General features: G+C 64.5%; 10 protein-coding genes. All 10 read left to right on the top strand.

The features are described from left to right. Positions 1–19 precede the first annotated feature (19 nt). The 10 genes from dusB to hflX all read left to right on the top strand — a co-directional run bounded on the left by dusB (position 20) and on the right by hflX (position 12,418). A complete protein-coding gene (dusB, locus tag ACN0YL_RS08600; RefSeq protein WP_417492153.1) occupies positions 20–1,024 on the top strand; it encodes a tRNA dihydrouridine synthase DusB in 1,005 nt (334 codons plus the stop codon). Next, the gene (locus tag ACN0YL_RS08595) at positions 1,021–2,076 is read left to right on the top strand and encodes a two-component system sensor histidine kinase NtrB (protein ID WP_417492152.1); all 1,056 of its coding nucleotides are present in this window, start codon (positions 1,021–1,023) and stop codon (positions 2,074–2,076) included. The genes dusB and ACN0YL_RS08595 overlap by 4 nt, the downstream gene beginning before the upstream one ends. Continuing rightward, positions 2,073–3,329: a sigma-54-dependent transcriptional regulator gene (locus tag ACN0YL_RS08590; protein ID WP_417468187.1), complete on the top strand. Its 1,257-nt coding sequence runs from the start codon at positions 2,073–2,075 to the stop codon at positions 3,327–3,329. Before ACN0YL_RS08595 ends, ACN0YL_RS08590 begins: the two co-directional genes overlap by 4 nt. 104 nt (positions 3,330–3,433) lie before the next feature. Then, positions 3,434–5,647: an ATP-binding protein gene (locus ACN0YL_RS08585; RefSeq protein WP_417468185.1), complete on the top strand. Its 2,214-nt coding sequence runs from the start codon at positions 3,434–3,436 to the stop codon at positions 5,645–5,647. 3 nt (positions 5,648–5,650) lie between these two features. Next, positions 5,651–7,063, top strand: coding sequence for a sigma-54-dependent transcriptional regulator (locus ACN0YL_RS08580; RefSeq protein WP_417497700.1), 1,413 nt, complete (start codon positions 5,651–5,653; stop codon positions 7,061–7,063). Beyond that, on the top strand, positions 7,060–8,433 hold the full coding sequence (gene trkA / locus ACN0YL_RS08575) for a Trk system potassium transporter TrkA (RefSeq protein WP_417468182.1): 1,374 nt from the start codon (positions 7,060–7,062) through the stop codon (positions 8,431–8,433). The genes ACN0YL_RS08580 and trkA overlap by 4 nt, the downstream gene beginning before the upstream one ends. An 11-nt stretch (positions 8,434–8,444) precedes the next feature. Further along, positions 8,445–9,842: a potassium transporter TrkG gene (locus tag ACN0YL_RS08570; protein WP_417497699.1), complete on the top strand. Its 1,398-nt coding sequence runs from the start codon at positions 8,445–8,447 to the stop codon at positions 9,840–9,842. 4 nt (positions 9,843–9,846) lie between these two features. Further along, entirely contained in the window at positions 9,847–10,695 is an 849-nt protein-coding gene (locus tag ACN0YL_RS08565; RefSeq protein ID WP_417497698.1) for a D-amino-acid transaminase, read from the top strand. 107 nt (positions 10,696–10,802) lie between these two features. Further along, positions 10,803–11,078, top strand: coding sequence for an RNA chaperone Hfq (hfq, locus tag ACN0YL_RS08560; protein ID WP_339745168.1), 276 nt, complete (start codon positions 10,803–10,805; stop codon positions 11,076–11,078). Beyond that, positions 11,075–12,418, top strand: coding sequence for a GTPase HflX (hflX, locus tag ACN0YL_RS08555; protein ID WP_417492147.1), 1,344 nt, complete (start codon positions 11,075–11,077; stop codon positions 12,416–12,418). Before hfq ends, hflX begins: the two co-directional genes overlap by 4 nt. Positions 12,419–12,420: the final 2 nt, after the last annotated feature.

Raw genomic sequence — 12,420 nt, 5'->3', positions numbered from 1 at the left:
GGTTGAATTGTCCAGACGCATGAGTTTCTCCATCGGCCCCCATGAGATCGTGATTCCGGCGGTGCTGGCACCCATGTCAGGCGTCACCGATTTGCCGTTCCGCCGCCAGGCCCAGCGTTTTGGCGCCGGCATGGTGGTGTCGGAAATGGTCGCCAGCGATGCGCTGGCACGCGGCCGGGTGGATATGGTGCGCAAGGCTGCCGCCGATGCCAGCCTCGCCCCGCGCGTGATCCAGCTCGCCGGCCGCCAGGCGGAATGGATGGCCGAAGGCGCGCGGATCGCCGAAGCCGCCGGTGCCGATATCGTCGACATCAATATGGGCTGTCCGGCGCGCCAGGTGACGAAGGGCCTGTCAGGCTCGGCCCTGATGCGCGATCTCGACCATGCGATGACGCTGATCGAGGCGACGCTGGCCGCGGTAAGCATTCCGGTAACGCTGAAAATGCGCCTCGGCTGGGATCATGACTGCCTCAACGCCCCGGAACTGGCACGGCGCGCGGTCGATGCCGGTATCGCCATGATCACCGTTCATGGCCGCACGCGGCAGCAATTCTATACCGGCAGTGCCGACTGGGCCGCCGTTCGCGCCGTGCGTGAGGCAGTCGATGTGCCACTGCTGGTCAATGGCGATATCGCAACGCTGGACCAGGCGCGCGAGGCCCTGGCGCTGTCGGGTGCCGATGGCGTGATGATCGGCCGTGCGGCCCAGGGACGGCCCTGGCTGGTGGGTGAAATCGGTGCCGGCCTGCTGACGGGCACGATGCCGGTCACGCCCTGGAATGAGCGGATCGCCGCCTTGATCGAACAGGCCGGGGCCGCCAATGCCTTTTATGGTGAAGCGCTGGGTATCCGCATGATGCGCAAGCATTTCGCGTCCTTCCTGGAGCTGGACGGCGCGCACCTGCCGCCCGCAACCCTGCTGGGCGTCCGCGATGTGTTGTGCCGGTCGAAAGATCCGGTCGCGATCTGTGCGGCGCTGGAACGCCTGCTCGATTACCAGCCGGGCCGGCGGATCGCAGCATGACAGGGACGGGCCGCAGCGAGGCCGATTGGGCCCTGGGTGCCGCAGAACAGTCGGCAATCCCGATTCTCGTTTTCACTGCCGATTGCCGGCTGGCCTGGGCCAATCTGCAGGCACAGGAATGGTTCGGCCTGTCGCTGCGCACCTTGCAGCGCACCGATCTGCGCCAGGCTTTCCCGCGCGGCGCCCGCCTGCTGGACTTCATTGAACAAGCCGCGAACAACCGGCGGACCGTCGTTGCGCTCGGTGAAGCGGTCGGTGCCGGTGAGATCAGCGACCTTCACGCGCGCTGGTCCGAAGAGCTTGAAACGGTGACGCTCTCCATCCTGCCGCATTGCGACACGGGTCCGCAGGCCTCGCAGGCGGCGGCGCTCGGCTTTGGTCGCATGCTGGCGCACGAGCTGAAGAACCCGCTCGCCAGTGTGCGCGGTGCCGCGCAGCTGATCGCCCGTGAAACCGATCTGGAAACCGCCGGCGAGCTGGCGCGCGTGATTGTCCAGGATGTCGACCGTATCACCCGTCTGGCGGACCACTGGAGCGGCGTCGGCGATATCCAGCTCGGCACCCGGTCGGCCGTCAACCTCAACCGGCTGGCGATCAGTGCGATTGAAAGCATCACCCGCGCCAATCCGGCCGCGGCCGACATTATACAGGAACGCTTTGACCCGTCGCTTCCGGACTCTTTCGGGGATCCCGACCTGTTGCACCAGACCGTGGTCAACCTGTTGCAGAATGCCCTCGATGCCATGCCCGACCGGGAGGGAGCCAAAATCACGGTTTCAACCCGCTTTGATGCCGGTCCGCGCAGCCGCACCGGCGATGTCGCGACACCGCTTTTGCTATCGGTGATGGATAATGGCGAGGGGATTCCCGCCACTCTGGGCAGCGGGATATTCACGCCCTTCGTGACGACCAAGCCGGCGGGCGAGGGCCTGGGCCTCGCATTTTCCGCGCGGATCATGGCCCTGCATGACGGGCAGCTTGATTATGAGAGCGTGCCCGGACGAACCGTTTTCAATCTGAGACTGCCCATCCTCAAGGGAGAGGTGAAATGAGTGCGCGCATCCTGTTGCTGGAAGACGATGAAAGCCTGAAGCTGATTCTGTCGCGGGCCCTCAGTTCGGCAGGTTATCAGGTGCGCGCCACCGCCTCGATCGATGCCGTGCTCAACTGGGTCAAGGCCGGCGAGGGTGACCTCCTGCTGGCCGACGTCCTGCTCGACGGCACCAGCTTTCTTGAAAGCCTTGGCCTGGTCAAACGCCTGCGCGCGGACATGCCGGTGATCGTCATGAGCGCTCAGACCACCGCGAGCACCGCAATCGGGGCCGAGAAGGGCGGTGTATTTGAATACCTGCCCAAACCCTTCGATCTCGATGTCATGCTGGCGGCCGTCAGCGCTGCACTGGCCGAGACGCGCCTGCGCCACAATGAGGGTGGCTCGCGTGAACCGACTGGCTTTATCGGCCAGTCCGCGGCGATGCAGACGACATTCAAGGCGATCGCCCGCGCGGCGACCAGCCGGGCGCACGTGACGATCCGCGGCGAGGCCGGGACCGGCAAGCGCCAGGCGGCGAGCGCGCTGCTACGGGCGCGCGGGATCCGGACCGAGGATGTGGTCCTGATCACCCCGTCGCACCGCACCGAGGATATCTTCGCATCGACGAGCGCCGCATCGGAACTGCTGTGGCTGCGCCTCGATGAGTGGAGTCCGCACCAACAGCGCGCGGCGCGCGATGCGCTCGATACCGGCCGCGGACGCGTGATTGCCACCGTCTCCACACCCGGCAGCCGGGCACCCGACACCCGCCTGCTGGAGCGCCTGTCCGAATGCGTCGTGACCGTGCCGCCGCTCCGTGACCGCCGCAGCGACATTCCCGTCCTGTGCGATGCCTTTCTCAACGAGTTCGCGGCGCGCGACAGCCAGAGCGCGCTGCAATTATCGCCGTCTGCCCGGCAATTGCTCGAAGCGGCGGCCTGGCCGGGCAATGTCGTCGAGCTGCGCTCGGTGTTGTCGCGGCTTGCCCTGGCAACGCGGGGGCGGCTGGCGGGACCGGAGGACATCGCGCGGGCGATGCTGACCGATAGCGCTGACAGGCCTGACGCCCTGGCGTCGCATGCCTCCAATCTCGCCAGCGCTGCCCTCGGCGAGCCTGATTCGCGGCAGGTCGCGGTTGATGCCCTGGACCGCGCCCTGTTTGAGCAAGCGCTGACGCGCGCAGAGGGCAACCGATCGAAAGCCGCTGAAATGCTGGGCGTAAACCGGAATACGCTGGCGCGGCGGCTCGCTGAGCTGGGTGAAACTTCTTGAGGTTGTGGCGGCTGCGGCACGGGTGTTGATTTCATGCAACATGCGGGCAATGATGCGGCAACCAGACAAGGGAAATGCGGTTGAGCCCGTCGCAATCAGGACCATTGATCAAGAACGTCTCGCCGCGCTCGGCCGCGCTGTTCGGCATTGGATTCGTTCTCTCGTTGACGGTGGTCGTGCTGACCTCGATCGCGATTCTCGGCGACGGGGCCGTGCTGGAGCCGGGCGACCGGCTGACGCTGGCGATCCTGATCGGCAATCTCCTGCTTCTGATTGCCCTGGCCTCGGTGGTGTTGATCCGTCTGAGGCGGCGCATGCGTGGGCGGCGATTTGGCGAACCGGCACCGCGCCTGCACCTGCGTTTCGTTGGCCTGTTCTCGCTGGCAGCGACCGCGCCGGCGATCTTTGCCGCAATGTTCCTCGGCCTGATCCTGACGCGCGGCGTTGAATACTGGTTCGGCGAGCAGGTCAGCAGTTTCGTCGACACCGCCTCGCGCACGGCCCAGGACGTCTATTACCAGGAAGCCAATGTGACTAGGTCGCGGCTGACGGCACTGGCCAATGCGATCGACAATGAGGAAGCCGCGACGCTCTTCACCAGCAGCCGCATCCAGTACAACACGATTTTCGCCAGCTATGTCGCCCGCTCGCAATTGGCGGCCGCCTATATTGTTGATGCCCGCGGCGCGCGCATGGCGGAAGCGGAATTTCGTCCCAACGAGGTCTATATCCCGCCGACACCGGACCTCTATGAAGGCGCCGAAGAGGGCGGGGTCGGCGTGACCGGACCGCTTTTCGCGACCCGGGCCGGCATCGAAAGCAGCGCTGACGCGATGCGGATGCTGTTCCAGCTCGAGAATTACGAAGGCGCCTATCTCTACGTCTCGCGCGAGATGGACATGAGTCTTTGGCGCGACATCCTCAATGCCAGCGATTCGCTGCGCACGGTGCGCGAGCATGAGGGCGAGGCCCGCGTCGTCTTCTTCCTGCTCTATGCCGAGGTCGTGGTGCTGATCGTGATCGGCTCGCTCTGGCTGGCGCTCTCCGCCGCGACGCGGGTTGTGACGCCGATCTCCAGGCTCGTGGCCGCAGCCGAGCGGGTGCGACGCGGCGATCTCGATGCCCGGGTGCAGATGGGGCGCGAGGATGACGAGATTTCCGCTCTTGGCCGCGCTTTCAACCGGATGACCCGGCAATTGCGCACCCAGCGCCGCGAACTGATCGCCTCGCACGCGGAATCCGAGCAAAGGCGGGCCTTCACCGAGGCAGTCCTGGCCGGGGTGAGCGCCGGCGTGCTCGGGATCGACCATGAAAACCGGGTGCGTCTGATCAACCGTTCGGCCGTCAGCCATCTGGGGCCGGAGACCGATGATCTGGTCGGCGCCCGGATCGAGGATATTGCGCCGGAACTCAGCGAGATCGTCGCCCAGGCCCGTCGCCGCCCCGGCTATGTCGCCGAGGCTCAGATCGACCTCAAGACCGCCGACGAACAGATCCGCTACCTCTCGGCACGGGCGACGATGGACGAGGAAGCCGGCCTCATCATCACCTTTGACGATGTCACGCGCCTGGTAACCGCCCAGCGCAATGCCGCCTGGCGTGAGGTTGCGCGGCGGATCGCGCACGAAATCAAGAATCCGCTGACCCCGATCCAGCTTTCGGCCGAGCGGATCAAGCGCAAATACCGCAAGGAAATCGTCACCGATCTCGAGACCTTCGACCGTTGCACCGACACCATTATCCGCCAGGTCAGCGATATCGGCCGCATGGTGGATGAATTCTCCTCCTTTGCCCGCATGCCGGAGCCGAAGGTCGAGCCGGTGGAAATGGGTGAGCTGACCCAGGCGGCCAGCTTTGCCCAACGCGTCGCCACGCCATCGGTCGAGACCAGTTTCAAGCGGCCCGATCGTCCGGTCTACGCCCTGTGCGATGCCCGCCTGTCCAGCCAGGCGATGGTCAATATCCTCAAGAATGCGGGCGAAAGCGTAATTGCGCGCATGGAGGCCGATGAGGGTGCAGGCGAACCCGGCCGCATTCGCGTTGAATTGAGTGAAGAAGACGGCTTTGCCGTGATCGAGGTCAGCGACAATGGCCTGGGATGGCCAACAGCCAATCGCGAGCGGCTGACCGAACCCTATATGACGACGCGGGAAAAAGGCACGGGCCTTGGCCTCGCGATCGTCAAGCGCGTCATGGAAGATCACAAGGGCCGGCTTGAACTCGGTCTGCCGGAGACGGGGCAGGGCGCTGTCGTGCGCCTGATCTTCCCGCTGGCAGACGATTCCGACCCCGAATTATATTCTCAGAAGGAGGCCTGACCGATGGCACGTGACATCCTGATTGTGGATGACGAGGCGGATATCCGCGAGTTGATCGGCGGTTTGCTTGAGGACGAGGGCTATGAGACCCGCGGTGCGGCGGATTCCGATGGTGCGATGCGCGAGTTTCAGGCGCGTCAGCCCTCGCTGATCATTCTCGATGTCTGGCTGCAGGGCAGCCGGCTGGACGGGCTGGAATTGCTCGACGAGTTCCGCGCGATTGATCCCGACCTGCCGATCGTCGTGATCTCGGGCCATGGCACGATCGAGACCGCCGTCGCGGCCATCCGCAAGGGTGCCTATGACTTCATCGAGAAGCCGTTCAAGAGCGACAAGCTTCTTCTGACCTTGTCGCGGGCATTGGAGACCAGCCGGCTGCGCACCGAGAATGCGCAATTGCGCGCCCGCAGCGACGTCCAGAACGCCCTGATCGGCAATTCCACCGGCATCGTCCAGATGCGCCAGCTGATCGATCGCGTCGGCCCGACCAATAGCCGTGTCCTGATCAAGGGGCCATCGGGCGCCGGCAAGGAATTGGTCGCGCGGCTGATCCATGAGAAATCACCCCGCGCCAGTTCCGACTTCGTCGCCGTCAGCGCCCCTGGCATGTCCCCCGACGAGTTCGAGGAAGAATTGTTCGGACGCGAGAATACCGACGGGGCGATCAAGCGTGTCGGCCTGCTCGAACGGGCCCATGGCGGCACGCTGTTCCTCGACGAAATCGCCGACATGCCGCGCGAGACCCAGTCAAAGCTTCTGCGCCTGCTGGTCGAACAGCGCTTCCGGCGTATTGGCGGCACGGCCGATGTCGAGGTCAATGTCCGGGTGATCTCCAGTTCCTCACAGGAATTGCGCACCCGGATCGAGGAAGGGAAATTCCGCGAGGACCTCTATCACCGGCTTGCCGTCGTGCCGGTTGTCGTGCCGCCGCTGGCCGAGCGGCGCGAGGATATTCCCGAGCTGGTCGAGCATTTCGTGAGCCGCCTGACGCATTCCGCCGGCCTGCCGCGCCGGGAATTTGGTCCCGACGTCATGGCTGCACTGCAGGCGCATGGCTGGCCCGGCAATGTCCGGCAATTGCGCAATAATATCGAGCGCTTGCTGATCCTGGCGACCGGATCGCAATCGGCGCCGATCACGCTCGATTCCCTGCCATCGGAAGTGGTGACGCGCGATACGGCCGAAGCCGGCTTCGACGCCGAGAAAATGATTGCTCTGTCGCTGCGCGAGGCCAGGGAGAATTTCGAGCGTGAGTATCTGCGGGCCCAGATCGACCGTTTCGGCGGCAATATCTCGCGCACGGCAGCCTTCATTGGCATGGAACGATCGGCCTTGCATCGCAAGCTGAAATCCCTCAGCGTGTCCGGCAATCCACGCGAATCTGCGCCAGGCGGCCAGTCGGACAAGTCATCATGAAAGCGATTGTTTGCGGGGCAGGGCAAGTCGGGGTCGGGATTGCCCGGGCGCTGGCGCGTGAAGGCAATTCCGTCACCGTCGTCGACTGGTCGACCTCGCTGGTCGACAATGTCGTCACCGAACTGGATGTGCGCGGCGTCGTCGGCCATGGCTCCCACCCCGACGTGCTCGAACGCGCCGGGGCCGCGGAAGCGGACCTGCTCGTCGCCGTCACCCATTCCGACGAAACCAATATGGTCGCCTGCCAGGTGGCACACTCGCTGTTCAAGACCCCGATGCGGATCGCGCGGGTCCGGGCCCAGAATTATCTCGACCCGGCCTGGGGTGATCTGTTCAGCACCGGCAATCTGCCGGTTGATGTGGTCATTTCGCCGGAGCTGGAAGTGGGTCGCGCCATTCTCCAGCGGGTCGAGACGCCGGGCGCATTCAACACCGCAGTGTTCTCCGGCGGGCGGGTGCAATTGCTCGGCCTGCGGCTTGACGAGAGCTCACCAGTAGCCGGTTCGACCACCGAGCAATTGATGGAGCTGTTCCCGGATCTGCGCGTCGCCGTGGTCGGCGTGCAGCGCGAACGCACCCTGTTCATTCCCAAGCGTACCGATCCCTTGCTGGCGGGCGATGATGTCTATGTCGTCACCGAGAGCGCCCACGCCAAACGCGTGCTGGATATCTTCGGCCGAAGCGCCGAGAAGATCCGCCGGGTCGTGGTCGTCGGCGCCGGCAATATCGGGGTCTATGTCGCACGCGCCCTCGAGCGTGCCGGCGGTATCAAGGTGCGCCTGATCGAGGCCAGCAAGGAGCACGCGGAAGCCGCGGCCGGACGTCTCAAGAAAACGGTGGTGCTGCATGGCGACGGGCTCGATGCGCGATTGATGCGCGAGGCTGGTGTGCCCGATGCCGAGCTGGTCGTCTGTGTCACCAATGACGACAAGGTCAATATGCTCTCCGCGGTGATGGCCAAGCGGGAAGGGGCCAAGCGCGCCCTCAGCCTCATCAATGAGCGCGCCTTTGAATCCCTGCGGCAGCCCCTGGGGATCGACGTGTTGATCGATCCGCGTGCGACCACGGTCTCGATCATCCTGCAACACATTCGCCGCGGCCGGATCACCGGGCTGCAGACCCTTGGCGGCGGCCTCGCCGAGGCGCTTGAGGGTATCGCGCTCTCGACCTCGCCGCTGGTCGGAAAATCCCTCGACGAACTGGAATTGCCCGACGGTGTGGCGCTGGGCGCCGTCGTGCGTGGCGACCGGGTCTTGCTGCCTTGCGATGAGGGGCGGATCCGGGAAAATGACCGGGTCCTGCTGTTCTGCAACACGGCGCTGATCCCCAAGGTCGAACACCTGTTCCGCGTCAGCCTCGAGTATTTTTAAGCGCCATGGCCTTGGCTGCACTCCTCCGGCCACTCGCCGCACTCTGGGTCGCCCTTGGCCTCGTCGCTGCCCTTGTTGGCCTGGCGGCATTCGGGCTGGGCGAGCGGCATCTGGCGCCCCTGTTCGGCGTGACGATGGCCGTCGGGCTGGCACCCGGTTCGCTGATCCTGGCGGCGACACGCAGCATGCCGGTCGGGGCGAGCGCGCTTGATGCCCTGGTCCTTGGCCTGCTGGCCTGGATCACCATTCCGCTGCTTGCCGCCGTGCCCTTTTATCTGTCTGGCTATTTCGACGCCGTCGATTCCCTGTTCGAGGCCTATTCCTCGGTCACCACGACCGGAGCGATCCTGCTGCCGCCCGAGGATCTGCCGCGCTCGCTGGTGCTGTGGCGGGCCGTGCTGTCCTGGCTCGGCGGATTCGCAACGGTATTGCTCGCGATCGCGGTTTTCGCGGCCCTCGACCGGGATATCCCGGCGATCCGCCGTTCGACCCTGCTGACGGTCCAGGCCGATGATGTCCTGTCGCATCTGCGCCTGGCTGCGACGCGCATCTTCCTGGTCTATGCCGTGCTGACTGCCATCATCTGGATGTCGCTGATCCTGACGGGGAACACGGCCTATGAGGCGATCACGCTCGCCTTCGGCTCCATCTCGACGGGCGGATATGCGCCGTTTTCCGGCGGGCTCGATCAACATCTCAATTCTGCATCCGTCCTGTTGATCATGCTCGGTTGCCTGATCGGCGCGGTGAATTTCTCGCTCTATTGGGACGCGCTGCGCGACCGCACGGCCTGGCTCGATATCGACCTGGCCGGTCTCGCGATCATGGTCAGTGTCCTCGCCGCCTTCTTCATTATCGCCAGCCCGGGGCAGTTATTCCAGGACATCGCCCGGGCGGTATTCGTCGTTACTACGGCCGGCTATGGATATGGCAGCGCGGAAATGCCGGTTCTGGTCGCCGCCATTTTCATGGCCATGATCGGAGGCGCGGCCGGATCGACGACCGGTGGCATCAAGATTTCGCGCATCATGCTGCTCTGGCGCCGGATGGGGGTCGAACTCGCGACGCTGGCCGATCCGTCGATCATGCAGCCGATGAGTTTCAGGGACCGGCCGGCCCCCGACCGGGCCCTGATCGCAATCTGGTCATATGTCCTAGCCTTCCTGTTTGCGCTCGGGATCGGAACCGTGCTGCTGACCCTGGCCGGGCTGGATTTCGAGCACGGTTTCATCGCAATGGCGGCGGCGCTGGCCAATATCGGACCGCTCTACCAGGAGGCGGAGATCGGTTGGGACTGGGAGGCGATGAGTGATGCGGCCAAGCTCGTCCTCATTCCGGCCATGATTTTGGGGCGTCTGGAAGTGCTGGCTGCCCTGGCGGCCGTGTGGGCCTTGTTTATCAGGAAGTAAGCCATTGACGCGTTTTGCCTATGTGAACGGGCGCTATCAGCCCCATGCCGACGCCATGATCCATATCGAGGACCGCGGCTTTCAGTTCGCGGACGCCATTTACGAGGTCTGGAGCGTGCGCGCCGGTGAGCTGATGGATGCGGACGGCCATTTTGCCCGGCTCGACCGCTCACTGCGCGAATTGCGGATCGTCAATCCGAAGACCGAAGCGGGCTATCGGCTCGTCATCGCGGAACTCCTGCGCCGCAATCGCGTCCGTGACGGGCTTGTCTATCTGCAGATCTCCCGGGGCCGCGCCCGGCGCGATCATGCCTTTCCGTCCGGACCGGTCCGTCCAACCGTGGTGATGACCACCAAACGCCTCGACCATGCTGCAGCGCAGCGCCGGGCCGATGCGGGCGTCGCGGTCATCAGCCTGCCCGACCAGCGATGGGCGCGGCGCGATATCAAGACCGTCAATCTCCTGCCCAATGTGCTGGCGAAACAGGCCGCCCATGAAGCCGGTGCCGCCGAGGCCTGGCTCGTGGATGCGGGCGGGCAGGTGACCGAGGGGGCGTCGACCAATGCCTGGATCGTTACCGCCGACGGCGTGCTGGTCACGCGTCAGACCGACCACGACATCCTGCACGGGATCACACGGGCGAGGATTATCCAGCGTGCGCAGGCGTTGGGCTATAAGCTCGAAGAGCGCGCCTTCACTGTTGCGGAGGCGCAATCGGCCCGTGAGGCCTTCATGACCTCTGCCACCTCCTTCGTGACGCCGATCATCCGGATTGATGACCGCCCCGTGGGCAATGGCGCCCCCGGTTCAGTCGCCACGGCGCTTCGCTCGGCGTATCTTGAATTGATTTGAGCGGTTTGCGCCCCATCAGGACGCAGCGAAACGGTTGCGGCTCAGGCCGTGCGCTGTATACGCTGACACTCGAATCGCTATTATGGTGCAGCGCACTCGGAGCAATCATGTCTCAAGATAAAAAACAAAACCTTCAGGACGTCTTCCTCAATTCGGTGCGCAAGACGAAGACACCGCTCACAATCTTCCTCATCAATGGCGTCAAGCTGCAGGGCGTGGTAACCTGGTTCGACAATTTTTGCGTCCTGCTTCGCCGGGACGGGTTGTCGCAACTGGTCTATAAACACGCCATTTCGACCATCATGCCCGCCCAGCCGGTTTCCCTGTTTGAAGCCGAGCGGACCGATGATGACGAGGCAGAGCCCGAGAGCTTCACCGATTGATCGAACGCGAGGCGCCACCCACCCGCGCCATTATCATTCATCCCGTGACACGGGATCGCCTGGCGCGCGCTGACGCGCGCCTCGAGGAAGCCTGCGGCCTGGCCGAGGCTCTCGACCTGATTGTCGCTGAAGCCTTCGTCACGCCGCTGCGCAAGATCGAGTCCGCCCGCTATTTCGGTTCCGGCAAGGTCGAGGAGCTGCGCGAGCGGATTGTCGCCGGCGAGGCGACGGTCGCTGTGGTCGATGCCAGCCTGTCGCCGGTCCAGCAACGCAATCTCGAGAAATCCTGGAATGTGAAAGTGATCGACCGTACCGGCCTGATCCTGGAGATTTTCGGTCAGCGGGCGCGCACCAAGGAGGGCGGGCTGCAGGTCGAACTGGCGCGTCTCTCCTATGAACGCTCGCGCCTGGTTCGCACCTGGACCCACCTGGAGCGCCAGCGCGGTGGTGGCGGCGTCATGTCTGGTCCCGGCGAGACCCAGATCGAAACCGATCGCCGCATCATTGACGACAAGATGGTCAAGCTGCGCCGCGCGCTCGATGAAGTGCGCCGCACCCGCAATCTGCACCGCTCCAAGCGCCAGGAAGTGCCGATCCCGGTCGTCGCCCTGGTCGGCTATACCAATACCGGCAAATCGACCCTGTTCAATCGCCTGACCGGCGCCGACGTTCTGGCGCGTGATATGCCGTTTGCCACGCTGGACCCGACGGTGAGGGCGGTCGAATTGCCGCGCGGCACCAAGGTTTTGCTGTCTGACACCGTGGGTTTCATCACCGATCTGCCGACCGAGCTGATCGCCGCTTTCCGCGCCACGCTGGAAGAGGTCCGCGAAGCGGATCTGCTGATCCATGTCATCGATGCCTCCGACCCGGATCGCGACGGACGTATCGGTGATGTCGAGGAGGTCCTCGACGAAATCGAGGCGGGACCGGACCATGACCAGCGCATGATCGAGGCCTGGAACAAGATCGACCGCCTGGATGACGAGGCACTCGAGGATGTGACGATCACGCTTGATATCGCCAATACCAAGGCGGGCATGCCGGTCAAGCTGGGCATTTCCGCGATTGCCGGCACCGGGCTCGAGACCCTGCTTGAAGCGATCGAGACCGCGCTGGCCGCCGATTCCGAGATTCTGCAATTGCTGCTCGCCCCGCACCAGGCGAAAGCCCTGGCCTGGCTGCACCAGCATGGCGAAGTCGTCAGCGATGAAATGAATGGCGAAACCGGCGAGACGACAATGCGCGTACGCCTGTCTCCGTCTGATGCCGGCCGTTTCCGCTCGCTGTTTCCCGAGCTGGCCGGTTTCCTGCCGCCGCTGGAAGTCGAGGACTACTAGAG

Origin of the sequence: Maricaulis sp., from assembly GCF_048269565.1 — a bacterium.
Classification (GTDB): domain Bacteria; phylum Pseudomonadota; class Alphaproteobacteria; order Caulobacterales; family Maricaulaceae; genus Maricaulis.
Note: the sequence above shows the minus strand (reverse complement) of the source record. Positions and strands in the feature narration are given on the sequence as shown.